11 protein-coding genes and 2 pseudogenes are annotated in these 18,298 nt (G+C 68.5%); 7 read left to right on the top strand and 6 right to left on the bottom strand.

Annotated features, from left to right (window positions below):
• Positions 1 to 184: 184 nt before the first annotated feature.
• The 4 genes from ACFU8W_RS24420 to ACFU8W_RS24435 form a co-directional block, all read right to left on the bottom strand.
• Positions 185 to 1,222 carry a LysR family transcriptional regulator gene (locus ACFU8W_RS24420; RefSeq protein WP_384040894.1) on the bottom strand — a complete coding sequence of 346 codons (1,038 nt, stop codon included), beginning with the start codon at positions 1,220 to 1,222 and terminating at the stop codon, positions 185 to 187.
• A 98-nt stretch (positions 1,223 to 1,320) separates the two neighbouring features.
• A complete protein-coding gene (locus tag ACFU8W_RS24425) occupies positions 1,321 to 1,809 on the bottom strand; it encodes a 2,4'-dihydroxyacetophenone dioxygenase family protein (RefSeq protein ID WP_384040896.1) in 489 nt (162 codons plus the stop codon).
• Positions 1,810 to 1,851: 42 nt separating this feature from the next.
• Positions 1,852 to 2,580 carry an SDR family NAD(P)-dependent oxidoreductase gene (locus ACFU8W_RS24430; protein ID WP_384040899.1) on the bottom strand — a complete coding sequence of 243 codons (729 nt, stop codon included), beginning with the start codon at positions 2,578 to 2,580 and terminating at the stop codon, positions 1,852 to 1,854.
• Positions 2,581 to 2,804: 224 nt separating this feature from the next.
• Positions 2,805 to 3,164: a hypothetical protein gene (locus ACFU8W_RS24435; RefSeq protein WP_384040902.1), complete on the bottom strand. Its 360-nt coding sequence runs from the start codon at positions 3,162 to 3,164 to the stop codon at positions 2,805 to 2,807.
• 328 nt (positions 3,165 to 3,492) lie between these two features.
• Here ACFU8W_RS24435 and ACFU8W_RS24440 point away from each other — a divergent pair, with 328 nt between their 5' ends.
• The 5 genes and pseudogenes from ACFU8W_RS24440 (at position 3,493) to ACFU8W_RS24460 (ending at position 13,078) form a co-directional block, all read left to right on the top strand.
• A complete protein-coding gene (locus ACFU8W_RS24440; protein WP_384040905.1) occupies positions 3,493 to 6,900 on the top strand; it encodes a S8 family serine peptidase in 3,408 nt (1,135 codons plus the stop codon).
• Positions 6,901 to 7,355: 455 nt separating this feature from the next.
• Complete coding sequence (locus ACFU8W_RS24445) at positions 7,356 to 7,763, top strand: hypothetical protein (protein WP_384040908.1); 408 nt, start codon at positions 7,356 to 7,358, stop codon at positions 7,761 to 7,763.
• A 124-nt stretch (positions 7,764 to 7,887) separates the two neighbouring features.
• A pseudogene (locus ACFU8W_RS24450) lies at positions 7,888 to 8,372 on the top strand (IMP dehydrogenase); the annotation flags it as partial.
• 77 nt (positions 8,373 to 8,449) lie between these two features.
• Positions 8,450 to 9,162: pseudogene (locus tag ACFU8W_RS24455) on the top strand (IS6 family transposase).
• A 427-nt stretch (positions 9,163 to 9,589) separates the two neighbouring features.
• The gene (locus ACFU8W_RS24460; RefSeq protein WP_384040911.1) at positions 9,590 to 13,078 is read left to right on the top strand and encodes a S8 family serine peptidase; all 3,489 of its coding nucleotides are present in this window, start codon (positions 9,590 to 9,592) and stop codon (positions 13,076 to 13,078) included.
• Between the two features lie 554 nt (positions 13,079 to 13,632).
• Here ACFU8W_RS24460 and ACFU8W_RS24465 read toward each other — a convergent pair.
• Positions 13,633 to 14,331, bottom strand: a complete 699-nt coding sequence (locus ACFU8W_RS24465) for an SDR family NAD(P)-dependent oxidoreductase (protein WP_384040914.1) — start codon at positions 14,329 to 14,331, stop codon at positions 13,633 to 13,635.
• Positions 14,332 to 14,436: 105 nt separating this feature from the next.
• Here ACFU8W_RS24465 and ACFU8W_RS24470 point away from each other — a divergent pair, with 105 nt between their 5' ends.
• Positions 14,437 to 15,315, top strand: a complete 879-nt coding sequence (locus ACFU8W_RS24470) for a helix-turn-helix transcriptional regulator (RefSeq protein ID WP_384040917.1) — start codon at positions 14,437 to 14,439, stop codon at positions 15,313 to 15,315.
• Positions 15,316 to 15,605: 290 nt separating this feature from the next.
• On the opposite strand, the gene ACFU8W_RS24475 is transcribed toward ACFU8W_RS24470, so the two are convergent.
• Positions 15,606 to 16,526: a helix-turn-helix domain-containing protein gene (locus ACFU8W_RS24475; protein WP_384040920.1), complete on the bottom strand. Its 921-nt coding sequence runs from the start codon at positions 16,524 to 16,526 to the stop codon at positions 15,606 to 15,608.
• Between the two features lie 175 nt (positions 16,527 to 16,701).
• Between ACFU8W_RS24475 and ACFU8W_RS24480 the strand changes: the two genes are divergently transcribed.
• Positions 16,702 to 17,919, top strand: coding sequence for an APC family permease (locus ACFU8W_RS24480; RefSeq protein ID WP_384040923.1), 1,218 nt, complete (start codon positions 16,702 to 16,704; stop codon positions 17,917 to 17,919).
• The last annotated feature ends 379 nt before the right edge of the window (positions 17,920 to 18,298 follow it).

An 18,298-nucleotide genomic window follows, 5' to 3' on the forward strand; every position in this document is an offset into this window, starting at 1 on the left:
CGTGACTCCGTTTCTCTGCAGGCTTTCGGCAGGGATTTCTGCGCCAGGCGCCGCACTCCGGAGGCTGATTTCCGTCAGGGCGTGACCAGTCCGGTGACGCGGCCAGGGAAACCGTAGAAGCGGGTTGTCGGAACGGTTAAGGCTGGAGCTCGTATGCGGGTATTCGACAAGCGGATGCCAGCGGCTATCCGGTGTAAGGCAAGGACGAGGGAAAGGACGCCGGTGAGGTCTCCGTCAGGTCCTCGCCTGTGTCCGGCTGTCCCTCAGCTGTGTCGGTCCGGCCTTCGGCCTCGTCCGGCCACGGCCACTGTGGTGGGGAGAGCCGGCTCAGGCAGTCCCGTACCGCCTCCACGGCGGGCGACGGACCCTCGTTCAGCCGCCACCAGGCGGCGACGACGCGCTCGCAGCCCGCGTCGGCGAGCGGGACCAGGCAGACGCCGTCGGTGTTGGCGGTGGTCATGGCGAGCGCGTTCGTGATGCCGACTCCCAGGCCGTGGCGGACCAGGGAGATCAGCGTCTGCGGCTGGTTGGTGCGTTCGCTGATCACGGGGTGCAGCCCGTGGTTCGCGAAGGCGAGGTTGGTCTCGTACTGGCGGCTGTGGCCGTCGTCGCTCTCCCCGATGCTGATCACCGGCAGCCGGGCGACCTGAGCCAGCGTCACCTCCCTTATGCGGGCCAACGGATGGTCGGCGCGGAACACGGCGACGAGCGGCTCGCGCCACAGCACCTCGCTCGCCACCCGGTCGGAGTTGACCAGCGGATGCAACGGGCGTACGGCGAGGTCGACGCCGCCGTCCGCGAGCTGCGTGCCGAGCTCGAGGCTGGAGCCCTCGTGCAGTACCAGGCGCACCTGCGGATGCGTGGCCCGCAGCGCCTGTACCACCCGCGGGTACAGGTACGTCGCGACGCTCGGATAGCAGCCCAGTCGCACCGTCCCGCACACCGCCCCCTCCGCCGTCTCGGCGAGCAGATCGAGTCGGCGGATGATCTCCTCGGCGTGCGGCAGCAGTCCGCGCCCCTCGGGGGTGAGGATGGACGGCTGCACAGAGCGGTCCACCAGCCGCCAGCCCACCAGCCGCTCCAGGGCGGCGACATGGCTGCTGACCCGGGGCTGGGAGCGGTAGAGGGCCCGGGCGGCGGCGGAGAAGCTGCCGTGGCGCGCCACCGCCACGAAGCTCGCGATCCAGTCGATGCGGTAGTGGTGCACGCTGTTGAGGTCCATGGCTGTCCTCCGATCACCGAGATCGGCGAGAACGTTACCCTCGGCGCACCGATAGTTGAATGGTTCAGGTTGTTTCTCGTGAGGTTCCTGAGGCGCCATCAGCGGATGAACTGATCGACGTAGTCGACCCCGAGACCGTTCTTCGCGTAGTGCGCCCGGCACATGTCGATCTTCGTGAAGGTGTCCTCGTAGCCGGTCTGCTCGCCGTTCTCGTCGACGTACGCCATGGCGCCGTTGATGTTGAAGAACGTGATCATCTCGGGGCAGTCCGCGGGCACCTCCAGCGTGTGGATCTCGCCGGGCGGTTCATAGACGAAGTGGCCGGCCTCGGCGACCCAATCGTGCTCGTGGTACTGCCACTTGCCCTTGAGTACATAGCCGAGGACGACCCCCGGATGCCGATGCCGGGAGACGATGCCGGCGGCGGTCACCTTGAGCAGATTGCACCACTGCCCGGTCACGGTATTGAACAGCAGCGGGCGGAACCACACGTTCGGCGCCTGCGGCACCCAGACCCGGTCGTCGTCGGGTACGGCGGCCACGGCGATCTCCGGCGGTACGGTGGAGGAGGTGGGAATGATGACCATGGACATCGGTCCTTTCCGGGAATTCAGGGAGCGGGATTCGGCTCAGGCAGCCAGATATCCACCGTCGACCGCCAGCACGGCACCCGTGATGAATGCGGCGTCGGGGCCAGCGAGAAACGACACAGCGCCGACGATGTCCGCAGGCGTGCCCCAGCGGCCCATCGGCGTACGGTCGATGATGCGACGGTTCGATTCGGCGCTCTCGTGCAGTTCGCGGGTCAGCCCGGTGCGGATCCAGCCCGGTGCGACGGCGTTCACCCGGATCCCGTCGTCCGCCCAGGCCACCGCGAGGGACTTGGTCAGCTGCAGTACGCCGCCCTTGCTGGCGCTGTACGCCGGGACCCGGCCGCCGCCAAAGAAGCTCAGCATGGAAGCGATGTTGACGATGCAGCCGCCCGAGTCGGCCAGGGCCTTGCGGGCGGCGAGGCAGCTGCGCATGGTTCCGGTGAGGTTGACCCCGACGACGTCGGCGAACACCTCGGAGTCGAACTCCCGGCCCCGGGCGATGACGCCGGCGGCGTTGATGAGGACGTGCAGTTCCTCGAACGTGTCGAGGAAGGCACGCAGTTCGCTTTCCCGCCGGACGTCCAGGTCCACCGTCCGCACCTGGCCGGGCAGCTCGCGCCTGGCTCTCGCGGCGTCGAGTCCAGCGGCGATGACGTGGTCCCCGTCGGCGGCGAAGCGGCCTGCGATCGCGGCGCCGATCCCGCTGGTGCCGCCGATCACCACCACGGTCCGTCCCCCAGGCCCTGCCACGCGGTCATCGTGCACGGCCGTCTCCTCCAGTGTTCGGCTCGGATGCGATGGACCGATTGAACACAGGCGGGGCGACGGCCGTCAGTTCTCATCCGGGACGGGAATAAGGGCCATTCGAATGCCCCTGCGGCGCTGGCCGCGGCCGGCCGCTCCACGATCACCGGCATGCCGCAGCTGTGCTCTGCGCTCCCGGTAACCATGGACCTATGACGACGCCTGACGGCATCAGCGGCGGACTGCTACGCGCCCTGGTCCGCGGCGAAGGCCCCCGAGCACAGTCCCACGACGCGGGCGCCGCGCTCAGCTACCGCCTTGAGCGCCCTGACGAGATCCTCGTCGGCCTCATCGTCCACGTCCGCACAGGCGGGGACGACGACAGTGTCGGCTTCCTCCAGCGCGTCCAACGTCGTGGCATCCGGGGTGAACCCACTGCCGACTCTCTCGCCGGGAACCGTGGCACACAGCGTGACTTCATAGGGCGGGTCAATCAGTTCGGGGCGGGGCATTCCGAAGATCTCGCAGGGTACGGCGATCTCGAACAAGGGGGCGTTCGGGGTGGTCACAACAGCGACGCGATGGGTGGCGTGTTTTTTGCGCACGTTGTCAATACTGCCACTTCCGGCTGTGACGCTCCTCGCGTTCACTGAGCTCGCACGCACAACCGGAGTCACCAGCCGACCCACCGCGGCCTGAGCACAGGCCGTCACACGGGCCCCGCCACATGCTGACGCGCCGTCAGACGACCACCTACCCAACAACGTGACAGCGCCCACGCAGGTGCCCGACGATCCTCAACGAGCTGGTGAACGTACGAGTTAACTGACATTCAGATTTCTTTGCAAGTCCTAGTCGACATCTTGACGATGGCATTTGCCTCCGGCGCATTCTTCCGCGGCCGGGGGCAGTCAAGTACAAAGGGAAGCCACTGTGCGAATAACCCGCTCCACCCGGAGCAGACCCGTCGCCGCCGTTGCGGCGACGGCCCTGGCCCTGATGGTGGGCATGACCGCAGGCCTGGACACCGCGAGCGCGACACCGGCGCCGACGCCGGACCCGTCCGGCGCCTCGCCGTTGCCGTCGACCCAGCCGAAGGACGAGGTCACCCTGATCACCGGTGACCGGGTGATGGTGGACGCCCACGGCAAGGCGGCCGGCGTGCTGCCCGCCAAGGGCCGGACCTCCGTACCCATGCAGATCAGCGAGATCGGCGGCCACACCTACGTGCTCCCGGCGGACGCCGACGCGATGCTCGCAGCGCACACCCTGGACATGAGCCTGTTCGACGTCACCGAACTGAGCAGGCCCGAGTACCGGGAACTGACGGGCGGTGGCGTGCCGATCATCGTCACCTACGGCAAGGACCACTACGCGAAGGCCAACACCAAGGCCCGCTCGGCCGCGCCGCAGTCGCTGCTCGCGGCGACCGACGCGCCCGTCCACCGGCTCGACGCGGTCCATGGGGAGGCCATGACCGTGCCGGCCGAGGACGCCTCGGCGGTATGGGCGTCGCTCACCCGCTCCGCCACCGCGCAGCTCCGCTCCTCCGCCGCAGGAGCTACGGGGGCCGCAGGGTCCGAGGCCGCCGCCCCGGGGCTGCAGGCCGCCGCCGGCGTGGCGAGCATCAGCCTGGACCGGGTGATGAGCGCCCAGCTGGACACCAGCGTTCCGCAGATCGGCGCCCCGGAGGCCTGGCAGGCGGGATATGACGGTACGGGGGTGCGAATAGCCGTACTCGACACGGGTATCGACACCAGCCACCCGGACCTGGAATCCAAGGTCGTCGCCGAGAAGAACTTCACGCCCTCGGTGGACGCGAAGGACCATCAGGGCCACGGTACGCACGTCGCCTCCACCGCCGCCGGAACCGGCGCGGCGTCGGACGGCCGCTACAAGGGCGTGGCGCCGGGTGCCGAGCTGCTCAACGGCAAGGTGCTGGGCGACAGCGGCTCCGGCCTGGAGTCGGGGATCATCGAGGGCATGGAGTGGGCGGTCGAGCAGGGCGCCGACATCGTGAGCATGTCGCTCGGTTCACCGGACATCATCGGCCCGAACCCGCTCGAGGACGCCGTCAACAGGCTTTCCGACCAGGCGCTGTTCGTGATTGCCGCGGGCAACTCGGGCCCGAGCAGCAAGACTGTCGGCACGCCCGGCACCGCCCAGAGGGCGCTGACCGTCGGCGCGGTCGACAAGCAGGACGTCCTCGCCTCCTTCTCCTCCCGCGGTCCGCGGCTGGAGGACAGCGGGATCAAGCCCGATGTGACGGCGCCCGGGGTGGGCATCACCGCGGCGAACGCCGCGGGTACCCTGGCCGACAAGCCGCACCCGGCCCCCGGCTACGTCACGCTCGACGGCACGTCCATGGCCACCCCGCACGTCGCGGGTGCGGCGGCGCTGCTCGCCCAGCAGCACCACGACTGGAGCGGTGCGCAGCTGAAGGCGGCGCTCATGGGCTCGGCCGAGCCGGGCGACTACACCGCGTACGAGCAGGGCAGCGGACGTGTCGACGTGGCACGAGCGGTCCGCCAGACCGTGATCTCCGAGCCGGGCTCGATCAACTTCGGCCGGGTGCGCTTTCCGCACACGGACGACGAACCGCTCACCAAGACGATCACCTACCGCAACAGCGGCACGCAGCCGGTGACCCTCGACCTGTCCACCGACACCACCGGACCGCAGGGTGCCGCACCCGAGGGCTTCTTCACCCTGAGCGCCCATCAGGTCACCGTGCCCGCAGGCGGCACGGCGTCGGTCGACGTCACCGCCGACACCCGGCTGGGAGGTGACACCACAGGCGCGTACACCGTCACCGTCACCGCGTCGGGCGACGGCCAGACCGTCCGCAGCCTGGGCGGTCTGGAACGCGAGGCGGAGGTCTACGACATCACCTTCGAGGCCACCGACCGGGACGGCAACAAGCCCGAGCCCCTGTTCTGGAACGCCTGGCTCACGGGCCTGGACAACAACAACTTCCAGATCGTCACCGGGACCGACGGCATGGCGCAGATGCGCGTGCCCAAGGGCGACTACAACCTGGTCGGCAAGTTCTTCGTGGGGGGCTCCCCGACCGAGGGCTTCGACCTGCTCTCCGCTCCGAAGCTCAAGATCGACAAGGACATGACCATCGAGCTCGACGCGCGGCAGGCCAAGCCGCTCGAGCTGTCGCTGCCCGACCCGAACGCCAAGCACTACTCGACGATTCTCTACACGGCGGTGAAGGAGAACGGGACCGTTCACACCAGTGCTCTCGGTCTGCTCCCGGACGCCACGGGCAGTATCGGCCTGGCGCAGATCGGCACTCCGCCGCCGGCGGACGAGGTGACCTCGTACCTGGTGTCGCGCTGGATCGACGGCAACACGGAGTTCCATATCGCGGACACCCACAAGGGGGGCTTCTACACCGGCCACACCCAGCATGTGACGTGGAAGGAGCTCGCGCAGCTGACGACGGACCTGGGAGGCTCGGCCAAGGGTGCCCAGGGCATCGACTGGACGCTCCCCGCGGACGTTCCAGGGGCCGCGGCCGTGGGGTTCTTCTCCGGTCTGCCGAGCGACCGGACGGTCTACCTCCAGGGCGGCTACCGCTGGCAGCGCAGTTTCCGGCAGATCAACGGCACCACTGGCAAGGCACAGGCCGAGTACAGTGCCCCCGCCGCGGCGTACCGCGCCGGACAGAAGTACACCGAGACGTTCAACAACGGCGTCTTCGGCCCCCTGCTGGGCGACAAGCCGGGTCTGGTCCGTGACGGTGACACCCTCACCGGCAGGATCACGCCCTTCGCCGACGGCGCCGGGCACAGCGGGAGCAGCCTGTACGACGCCGAGTCGGCGTCCACCACGCTCTACCGCGACGGCGAGAAGTACGCGACCTTCGACGACGTCCTGGACTCGGCCACCTTCCAGCTGCCGCCGGACAAGGCCAGGTACCGGCTCGTCACCACGGTCAGCCGTGCCAAGGCCGGTGTCTCCGCGACGAGTTCCACGGTCACCTGGGAGGCCGAGTTCACCTCCGGCCACACAACCGGGGCCACGGCCGTTCCGGCGAGCGTGGTCCGGTACACGCCCAAGCTCGCCCTCGACTCCACGGCCACCGCGGGGAAGAGTCAGTCGGTACCGGTCACGGTCCAGGGCTCGGCCACGGACCAGGACCTGGCGACGCTGAAGGTGTTCGTCTCCTACGACGGCGGAAAGTCCTGGCAGCCGCTCGCGGTGCGAAACGGCAAGGCGACCGTGCACAATCCGGCCGCCGGAGGCTCGGTGTCCTTCCGGGCCGAGGTCCGGGACCGGCAGGACAACGCCTTCACCCAGACGATCATCGACGCTTACCGCACCAGGTGAGCGACACCTACCGGCACCACGTGATCGGCGTCCACCGCACTATGTGATCGGCGTCCAACGCACCATGTGACGGAGAGGTCCGCGCGGCAGGGCATGAGCCCGCCGCGCGGACCGGCGGGCGGTCGGGCTGCGTGCGACGCCGGCTCAGAAGCTCGTACCGCTCGGCGCAGGATCTTCGTCGGAGGGATCGTCCGGCACCTGGACGACGGTGACCAGCGTGGAGCCGTTGTGGGCACGCAAGTGGCGTTTCGGCAGCCAGGAGTTGACCGTCGTCGCAGCCGCGCCGCTGGCGCCTGGTCGACTCTGTGCAGCACATACGCCTCGGACCTTGACTCGTACGCCGTCAGCTCGCCCCTGAGGGTCCGATCCTGCGCCCACGCCGCACTGATCGCCGCGAACGGAATGGCGACTTCCTCCCCTTCACGCCCTGTGGGAGCCACGAAGGAGAAATGCGCATGCGATCGCACACATCCGTCAGACCCGTGACGGACCCGACCCGCGCCTCTGCGTCGGCTCCGCTGCCGAAGGGCTCGGAGGAACCGGAGGGCTCGGAGGAACCGGAGGAACCCGAGGAACCGGAGGAACCCGAGGAACCCGAGGAACTGGAGGAACCCGAGCTCCCGGAGCTCCTGGAGCTGGACGGCCGGATCCTGCGGATGCTGCTGTCCGGGCACACCGACACCGCCGTGGCCTGGCGGCTCGGAATCGGCCGGCGGACCGTGCAGCGGCGCATCCGCCACATGATGGACCTGGCCGGTGTCACCTCCCGTATCCAGCTGGGCTGGCATGCCCGTGACCACCTCTGGCTGTGCCGGCCGTGGGGCCCGGCCCGCCCGCGCTTGGAGGATCGTACGGAACCCTGATCCACCGGACCGGACGATCGTCCTCTGGCGCGTCGGCCCCGCGGCGCGGGAACATGAAGCACGTGCCCTTTCCCCTCGGCTGTCGCGTCGCGGGGCCGAATCTGATGCTTTCCGGGATGTGCACGTGCGATTTCTCAACGATGTCCGGCCGTCCTACGACCTGACGTATGACGACGTCTTCATGGTGCCGAGCCGCTCCGCCGTCGGCTCGCGGCAGGACGTGGACCTCAGCTCCCCGGATGGCACGGGCACCGCCATCCCGCTCGTTGTCGCCATCATGACCGCCATCACCGGGCGCCGCATGGCCGAGACCGTGGCCCGACGCGGCGGACTCGTGGTCATCCCGCAGGACATCCCCATCGAGGTCGTCACCGAGGTCGTCTCCTGGGTGAAGGGCCGCCACCACGTCCTGGACACCCCCATCGTGCTGGCACCGCACCAGACCGTCGCCGACGCGCTGGCCCTGCTGCCGAAGCGCGCCCACAACGCGGGCGTCGTCGTCGACGACGAGCACCGGCCGGTCGGCGTGGTCACCGACACCGACCTGTCCGGCATGGACGTGACCTGCTGCTCATCGACGCCGGCCTAGATCCGCGCGAGGCGTTCAACAGGCGTTGTCAGGTTGAGTGGTGGCCTTCTCAGGCGGCGTGATCATTCGTCTGGTCGAATCGCTGGAGGGGCTGTCCGTGGTGACGCCGTCGTACCGGGGTTGCCGCTTCCCTCCGGAGGTCATCTCCCACTGCGTGTGGCTGTACCACCGCTTCAACCTGAGCCTGCGCGACATCGAGGAGTTGATGCTCGAGCGCGGCATCGAGGTCAGCCACGAGACGGTCCACCAGTGGAGGCGCCGGTTCGGCCCGGCTTATGCCGCTGCTCTGCGTCGGCGCCGTCCGGGGCCTGGTGACACGTGGCACTTGGACGAGGTGTTCGTCATGATCAACGGCGTGCAGCGTTACCTGTGGCGGGCCGTGGACCAGCACGGGAACGTGCTCGACATCCTGCTGCAGAACCGGCGGGACGAGGCCGCGGCCAGGCGTTTCTTCCGGAAGCTGATGAAGAAGACCCGGTCGGTGCCCCGGGTGATCGTCACCGACAAGCTCCGCTCCTACGGCGCCGCCCACCGCCACGAGATGCCGTCGGTCGAACACCGCTCGCGCAAGGGCCTGAACAACCGGGCCGAGAACTCCCACCAGCCGACGAGGCAACGCGAGCGCGCGATGAAAGGCTTCCGATCGGTGGGTGCCGCACAACGGTTCCCGGCCGCGTTCAGCGGCATCTCACCCCACTTCCGACCCGCCGTCACCTCCTCACCGCCCCGAACTACCGCGCCGAGATGATCATCCGCTTCGCGATCTGGGACCAGATCACCGGCGTCGCCAGCCTGCCCGCCGCAGCCTGAGCCGCTGTCACCACCGAAGCCGAAACGCGTCGAACCGGCTCACACCCTCGAGCACTCGCTCAACCTGACAAAGCCGTCCGGCGTGCTCTCGCTCCCGGCTGGGTCTGTCCGGGGAGGCGTCGGTACCCAGCCGGCGGCGTTGTTATGCGCAGTGTCGGAAGTGGCGCCTTCACGCCATTCATGCCGTAGCCACGCATGCGTTCTTGTGCCGCTCTGCAGGGCTGAGCAAAGATTCGCGGGTTTGTAGGTCACGGGCCCGGATTCAGCGCACCCACATCCGCACCATCCGTGCACGTGCCGTCGTTCGGTAGCGGGTGATCCCCGCGTGAACAGTGATGGAGACTCAGTGAGACCGATTCGGACCAAATCCTCCGGACCGTCGAGGACCCTCAAACCGTTAAGAGCCGTCGCCGTGGCGGTGACCGCCATGGCTCTGCTGCCCTTAGGCTCCCTCACCGCCGTCGCGGCGACCGCGTCGGCCTCCGCCGACGCCGATCCCCTGAGCGTGAAGGCCGAGCAGAAGGTCCTGGAGCAGCTCGACGACAAGGGCAAGGCCACCTTCATGGTCGACCTCAAGGGCGAGGCCGACCTCACCAAGGCCAACCAGCTCACCAAGAAGGCCGATCGGGGCGCCGAGCTGATGCGGGCCAAGAAGGCCACCGCCAAGGAGTCCCAGGCGAACGTCCTCGAGATCGCCAAGGCTGGTAATGCCGAGGCGAAGTCGTTCTGGATCGCCAACCAGGTCCAGGTCACCGCCACCGAGGCGGTGGCCGAGAAGATTGCCGCGCTTCCCGAGGTGACGGCCGTCCGAGCGCCGAGGACCATCAAGCTGGACGAGCCGATCAAGGGCAAGGACCAGGCCTCGGTCAACGGCGTCGAGTGGAACATCGACGACATCAAGGCCCCGGACGTCTGGAACGACTACGGCGTCCGCGGTGAGGGCATCGTCGTCGCCAACGTGGACACCGGCGTGGACCAGACCCACCCCGCCGTGGCCGGCACGTACCGCGGCCTGAACGCCGACGGGTCCTTCAGTCACGACTACAACTGGTTCGACCCGTCGGGCGTCTGCACCGGCGGAGCCCCCTGCGACAACAACGGCCACGGAACCCACACCATGGGCACCATGGTCGGCGACGACGGCGGCGCCAACCACATCGGCGTCGCACCGGGCGCCCGGTGGATCGCCGCCAAGGGCTGCGAGTCGGGCGGCTGCCCGGAGGCGGCCCTGCTGGCCTCGGGCCAGTGGATCGTCGCCCCGACCGACCGTCAGGGCAACAACCCCCGCCCGGACATGGCCCCGGACGTCGTCAACAACTCCTGGGGCTCCAGTGCCCCCGGCGTCGACCCCTGGTACCAGGAGATCGTCGAGGCCTGGCGGGCCGCGGGCATCTTCCCCGCCTTCTCGGCCGGCAACTCCGGCTCGGGCTGCAACACGGCCAGCTCTCCGGGCAACTACGTGGCCAGCTACGCCTCCGGCGCCTACGACGTGAACGGCAAAATCGCCTCCTTCTCGTCCCGCGGCACCGGTGAGAACGGCGCGATCAAGCCCAACATCGCCTCCCCCGGTGTGAACGTGCGCTCCTCCGTCCCCGGTGGCGGCTACCAGCTCAACAGCGGCACGTCGATGGCCTCCCCGCACACCGCGGGCGCCGTGGCTCTGCTCTGGTCCGCCTCGCCGGCGCTGCGGGGAGAGGTCGAAGCCACCGAAGAGGCGCTGAACCAGTCGGCCCGCGACACCGAGAACCTGCAGTGCGGTGGCACCGCGGAGAACAACAATGTCTTCGGTGAGGGCAAGCTCGACGTCAAGACCGCGGTGGACAACGCCCCGCGTGGTTCCCTCGGTTCGCTCGGCGGCACGGTGCTCGTCGGCGGTGAGCCGCTGGCCGGCGCCACCATCACCGCCGAGGGCCCGATCCACCGTTCCGTCACCACGCGAGCGGACGGCACCTACTCGCTGCCCACCCTCATCGTTGGTGACTACCAGCTGACGGCGAGCAAGTTCGGCTACAGGACGGCCCACGAATCGGTCACCATCGCCGAGGCCCAGACCGCCTCCGCCAACTTCGACCTGGTCCAGACGCCGACCAGCACCGTCTCCGGCACTGTGTCCAGTGAGGACGGACCGGCCGCCGGCGCGGTCGTCAGCTTCGCGAACACCCCGGTCTCGGCCACCACCGACGCCCAGGGGCACTACTCGGCTGTGATCCCCAACGGTGACTACACCCTCAAGGCAACGAGCCCCTCGCGCTGCGTGAGCCCGGCGAGCCGGGAGATCAGCGTCAGCGGGGACACCACAGCGGACTTCTCGCTGACGCTGCGGCTGGACACGTTCCGCACCGCCTGCCGCACCGGGACCGCGGCCTGGGTCGAGGGCGACACCAAGCTCAACCTCGTCGGTGACGACGTGGTCACCTCAACGGCCCTGCCGTTCGCCTTCCCGTTCTACGGCAGGTCCTACAGCACCGCCTGGATCAACACCAACGGTTTGATCTCCTTCGGCGGCGCCAGCACCTTCTTCTACAACACTGCCATCCCGACGGCGGCGGCCCCGAACGCCGCGCTGTACCCGTTCTGGGACGACCTGGCTGTCGACGCCAAGGCCGGCGGCGTCTACACCAAGGCCTACGGAACGGCGCCCCACCGCAAGTTCGTGATCGAGTGGCGCAAGATCCACCCGTTCGGCATCACGCAGTCCTTCTCCTTCTCCGCGGAGATCAGTGAGACCGGCGCTGTAACCTACCGGTACAAGGACGTCCCGAGCGATGGCCGGTTCCAGGGGAACAGCGCCACCATCGGTGTCGAGAACGCCAACGGCACCGACGCCCTGCAGTACTCGAACGACGAGGCCGTCATCGACGACGGCACCAGCATCTCCTTCCACTCCACAACCACCGGCGTGCTCTGGGGCAAGGTGACGGACGCCAACGACGGCCTGCCCGTCGATGGCGCCACGGTGACGGCCGGTACGGCCTCGACGGTCACCGATGCCGAGGGTTTGTACCTCCTCCAGGCCCCGGTCGGACAGCAGAACGTCAAGATCTCGGCGCCCGCTTACCAGGACGTGGAGAAGTCGGCCGACGTCCGGGGGGGTGAGCTCACCGAGGTGGGCGCCTCGCTCGCGACCGGCGTCGTCACCACGAAGAGCACCGACGGGATCACCGCGGTGGTGCCCGGTGACGACTCCCGCAAGCGGACCGTCACCCTCACCAACGGCGGCTCCGAGGCCGACTGGACGGCGACCGAGGACGAGGACTGGCTGACCCTGGACGCGACGGAGGGCACCGTCGCCAAGGGCGCCGAGGCCAAGATCGAGCTCTCCTTCGACACGAAGGGCCTCACGCCCGGCCAGGTGTACAGCACCGACCTGGTCGTGCACTCGGAGTCGGGTCGCTCGCCCGAGATCGTCATTCCGGTCCGCATGGTGGTCCCGGCCTACCTCAAGGCGCTGGACATCGGCGCCGACGACCCCACCGCCGCGGACGTCAACGGTGACTCCTGGGCCGCGGACCAGGAGTACAGGGCGGGCGGATACGGCTGGATCGGCAGGTCCGTCACCACGTCCACGAAGAGCCCCATCGCCGGTATCGAGGACGACGCACGCTTCACCACGGCCCGTGAGGGCATGCTGGAGTACCGCTTCGACAACGTGCCGGACGGTGTCTACCGCGTGGACCTCGACTTCGCCGAGATCGGTGGCAGGGCACCCACCAAGCGGGTCTTCGACGTGATGGCCGAGGGCAAGCTCGTCGAGCCCAACCTGGACATCGCCCTGGAGGCGGGCCAGAAGACAGCCCTCGTCAAGACCTACACCGTGACCGTGACCGACGGGCAGCTCAACCTGCGCTTCGTCGCGGGTGACGGCAAGACGCTGGTGAACGCTGTACGAGTGGCGGAGCGACCCGACCTGGCCTGAGCGACTCAGGTCCGTCGGACGCCCCTTTACAGGGCCCGCCCCCGCCTCCCTCGCGTGGTGGGGGCGGGCCCCGCAGGAGCACCATCCCGGGAAATCACCGGAACACGCCGCCGTCCTCGTGGACGGCGGGAGCGTTTTCCCGTCGGCGCCTTGCCTCTTCCGGCAGCACCGCCTGGGCACTCGCTCCGTGCAGTGCGGGAGCGGATTCCCGTTGGCGCCTTGCCTCTTCCGGCAGCACCGCCTGGGCACTCGCTCCGTGCAGTGCGGGAGCGGATTCCCGTTGGCGCCTCGTTCTCGGCAGGGGCAGCGCCGAGGGGACATCCGAGTTCGGTTCGGACCGCCCGCCATGTCGGCCCGCGCCGCGACTCCCGGACGCGACCGCTAAGCGGACGCCGAAGTACCGAATGTGGATCGCGCGACAGCCTCTACACCCTCGACACCCTGCTGAACCTCGACGGCGGGGTGAAGCCGGAGATGGTCGCGACCGACAACGCCTCGTACTCCGAGTTCTGCCCGTTCTGTTCTTCAGGGCCGGTGACCCGGCACCGCCGGTCTCAGGACCAGGCGATCTCGCCATGGCGGTCGATGAAGCGTCCGGTGCTGGCGCCGGGCTCCTCGGTGGCGAGGGCGACGATCGCGTCCGTGCCCTCGGTGAGGGTCTGGGAGCCGCTGTGACCGTTTATGTCGGTCGCGGTGTAGCCGGGGTCGGCGGCGTTGACGCGAATGCCCTTGAGCCCTTTGGCGTACTGCGTGGTCAACATCGTCAGCGCCGCCTTCGAGGAGGCGTACAGCGGCACGACGACGTGCGACTCGGACCGGCCGGGGTCGTGGGTGAAGGCGAGGGAGCCCATGCCGCTGCTGACGTTGATGATCACGGGGTCGTCCGAACGGCGCAGCAGCGGCAGGAACGCGGTGGTGGTGCGGACCACGCCGATGACGTTGACGTCGAGGACGGCGCGGGCGTCGGCGGCGGTGAGGTCGCCGGGATCACCGAAGGGACCCTGGACCCCCGCGTTGTTGATCAGGACATCGATCCTGCCCTCGTGCTCGGCGACGTCCGCGGCGGCGGCGGCCACGGACGCGTCGTCGGTCACGTCGACAGGGACGAAGCGTGCGCCCAGCGCGGCGGCTGCCTCCTCACCCCGCTCACGGTCGCGGGCTCCCAGGAGAACGGTGTGACCGCACGCGATGAGGCGGCGGGCGGTCTCGCGGCCGATGCCCTTGTTGGCTCCGGTGATGAAAGTGATCGTCATGCCTTCGATAGTTGCCTTGACGAGGGAGCCGGACCAGGGACGCTTCGACGGTGGGAAGACCAGTACCACCCTCGCGCCCCCGCATGTGATCGGGGACGCGGGAGGATGGAGAGCATGACGACGACACCCCCCGGAGCTGGACTGGGCGCGATGATCCGCACGTGGCGGAACCGGCTGCCCCCGTCGGCCGCCGGGCTGCCGGTCGTCAGCAAGCGCCGGGCTGTCGGGCTGCGGCGCGAGGAACTGGCCGACCTGGCCGGAGTGTCGGTCGACTACGTCGTGCGCCTGGAGCAGGGGCGGGCCACGACACCCTCGGCGTCGGTGGTGGCGTCCCTGGCACGCGCTCTCCAACTGTCCACCGCCGAGCGGGACCACCTCTACCGGCTGGCCCAGATCATGCCGCCGGCGGACGGCACGATCTGCGACCATCTCCCGCCCGGTATGCAACGGGTAGTCGTCCGCCTCGGAGACGTACCGGTGGCCGTGTTCGCGGCGGACTGGCAGCTGGTGTGGTGGAACCACGGGTGGGCCGCCCTGCTGGGAGACCCCTTGGTCTCGCCGCCGCGGATGCGCAACTTCGCCCGCGACAGGTTCCCGGTGGACGTCGATCACACCCCCCTCGCGCTGTGGCCGGTCACCGAGACGGACCCCGACACCGCCGACGCCGCCCTCGTCTCCGATCTGCGCCGCGCCACCGGCCGCTTCCCCCGGGACAGCCGCCTGGCCGCGCTGGTCCGCGACCTGAACGCAGGCAACGAGAGGTTCGCCGAGCTGTGGGCGACGGGAGAGGTGACCGCGAACCGCGAGGTCCACAAGAGGGTCGATCACCCGTCGGTGGGCCCGGTCACGGTGGACTGCGATGTCCTGACCGACGGCGACACGGAGCTCAAGATTGTCATCATGACCGCCGCGCCGGGCAGTGAGGACGAGACCAAACTCCAGCTCACCACCGTCGTCGGCCCACCGGCCGGCACGCGCAACTGATCCGCCCCGCCCATCGGCCGACCGACGGCTCACGGTTTTCGTGACGCACCAAACCGTTGGACACGCACCGACGGGTGATCAGGACGGCCCGCTGGCCTGCCCGGACAGCGCCCTCGTTCCGCCTGGCCACGAACCGCGGTGCCCTGTTGACATCACCCTCGCCGCGCTGGGTGGTCGGTGGACGCCGCTGGTAGTCCGCGAGTTCCTACGCCGCGGTCAGACCACATACTCCGAGTTGTGCTGAGCATCTCGTACGGCACTGGCCCCGATGGCACCGGTATCGAGGTCGCCTACTTGGCAAAGGAATTGCGGTACGCGATCGGCGATGTGTGCAGGAATCGGGCGAAGTTGTGTCGCATGGAGGCGGGTGTACCGAAGCCGCTTTGTGCGGCCACCTCCTCGATCGACAACTGTGTGGATTCGAGCAGGGATTGAGCCCGGCGCAAGCGTTGCTCCCTCAGCCAGTGGCTGGGTTGGAGCCCATGTTCGCGCTGAAAGCGGCGGATGAGGGTTCGCTGACTGATGTGCGCCTGGGCGGCCAGGTCCGCCAGCCTGAGCGGCCGGTGGAGGTTCTCCCTTGCCCATTCGAGAATGGGCCCCAGGCTGGAGTCCGTCTCGGTCGGCACCGGCGCCGCGACAAACTGTGCTTGATCGGCCCCTCGGTGAGGAGCGACCACCAGACGTCGGGCGAGTTCGTTGACGACCGCGGCGCCGTGGTCACGGCGCACGAGTTCGAGGCACAGGTCGATGGCCGCTGCTGTCCCCGCTGACGTGAAGATGTTCCCCTCGGCCGTGTAGAGCACGGCCGCGTCGACCTTGACCAGAGGAAAACGTCGCGCGAGTTTGTCTGCGTACATCCAGTGCGTCGTGGCCCGTCTTCCGTCGAGGAGCCCCGCTGCGGCAAGGGCGAAGGCCCCCGAGCACAGTCCCACGACGCGGGCGCCGCGCTCAGCTACCGCCTTGAGCGCCCTGACGAGATCCTCGTCGGCCTCATCGTCCACGTCCGCACAGGCGGGGACGACGACAGTGTCAGCTTCCTCCAGCGCGTCCAACGTCGTGGCATCCGGGGTGAACCCACTGCCGACTCTTTCGCCGGGAACCGTGGCACACAGCGTGACTTCATAGGGCGGGTCAATCAGCTCGGGGCGGGGCATTCCGAAGATCTCGCAGGGTACGGCGATCTCGAACAAGGGGGCGTTCGGGGTGGTCACAACAGCGACGCGATGGGGGGCGTGTTTTTTGCGCACGCCGTCAATACTGCCACTTCCGGGTGTAGTGCTCCTCGCGTTCACTGAATTCGTGCCCCCCGACCTCACCTCCACCAACCACGTCACGGCGCCTACCGTGAGCCACCCCCAGCACCCTCTCCCGGGCGGGATCGGCCTCATGCACGGCGTCTCGCTCTACGTCTGCGCGATTCTCGGCGCTGGCGTGCTCACCCTTCCCGGGCAGGTCGCATCCTTGGCCGGACCTGCGTCACTGGTGGCCTGGATCTTCGTGATCTGCCTGTCGATCCCGCTGGCTTTCACCTTCGCTCAGCTCGGGACCACGTTCCCTGACAGCGGTGGAGTGGCGGTCTTTGCAGCCAGGGCTTTCGGTGACGTGGCTGGTGGCATCGCGGGATGGTGGTACTTCATCGCTGGGTCGGTCGGCCAGACGATCGTTCCCCTGACCGCCGGCTACCACCTTGTCGATGCCTTCGGTCTGTCGCAGGGCCTTGCTCCCTTCTTCGGCCTGGCGATACTCGCGGCCTCGGTCTGCGTAACCCTCTCGGGCCTCCGATTCGGTGGCTGGGTCCAGATGGTCTTGGCAGCAGGAGTCTGCATCATCCTTGTGATCGCGATCGTGGCAGCACTTCCTGAGATCCAGTGGAGCCGGATGACTCCGTTCGCACCGGCAGGCACCGCCGCAATCGGCAGCGCCGTCGTCGTGCTCTTCTACGCATTCTCCGGCTGGGAGGCTGTCGTACACATGGCGGGCGACTTCCGCGATGTAGGACGCAACCTTCCCCGTGCGACGGCTATCACCCTCGTCACCGTCGCAGTCCTCTACCTCGGCGCGGCGCTGGCGGTCGTGGGCACGCACAGCTATGGCACTGCGGAGCTGGATCGCGTCTCCTTGGCTGTGGTCGTCAGCCGCAAGCTGGGGGTGTCCACCGGTCTGGCCGTCGGTCTTGCTGCTGCGGTGATCTGCCTGGCCACGACAACAGCCTTCCTCTCATCCATTGCCAGCCTCGGCACAGCACTCGGCCGTGACGGCTGGGCTCCCAAGGCGCTGACCCGGCGCAACAGGCGGGGCGCCCCATCGACCGCGGTTGCCACGGTGGCTGGAATCGGGGTCCTCGGCCTGCTCTTGTGTGTCGTTGCGCAATGGGGTACCGCCGATCTTGTCGCTGTGCCGGCAACTCTTGTCCTGACGACTTACCTTGTCGTGAGCGCAGCTGGCATGTGCCTGCTCCGTGGTAAACAGCGCCTGCTGCCGGGACTGTCGTTCGCAATGGCTGCGGTCGTCACCCCTTCCGCAGGAGCACACCTTCTGATTGCCGCAGGGATTGCTCTTGCAGTCGCCCTGGCAGGTCTGTGGCGGAGGCAAGTACCCGGGTGAACGTCGCGAGCATGGGCCTCGAGGACATCGGCCCTACACCTGGTGCCAGTACACATACAAATCCCCTGATCACCGCCCTGGGCTGTGGTATCGGAAATCGGCTCGCAACGATCTCCGTCAGTTCGCCTCTGTTTGTCTGCGAACTGACGGATACAGTCGGGCTCTTGCACTGTCGGTGGTGCGGGAGCCCGACTCCATGGCAGGTCCGCTCCTCACTCGCGGGAATGCGTGCCTGCAGATGTGTGGCTGCCTCGACGTCGTCCAGCCCCGCGTAGACCGCGGTCAGCTGCGCACCGCCGTCCGCCCGGAGATGGATGTCGTCCGGTTCCCCTTGCGCCTTGTCGCGGGTGACGAAGACTACGAGTGCTGATCGTTGAAG

It is taken from the genome of Streptomyces sp. NPDC057565, assembly GCF_042801455.1.
GTDB lineage: Bacteria > Actinomycetota > Actinomycetes > Streptomycetales > Streptomycetaceae > Streptomyces > Streptomyces yanii.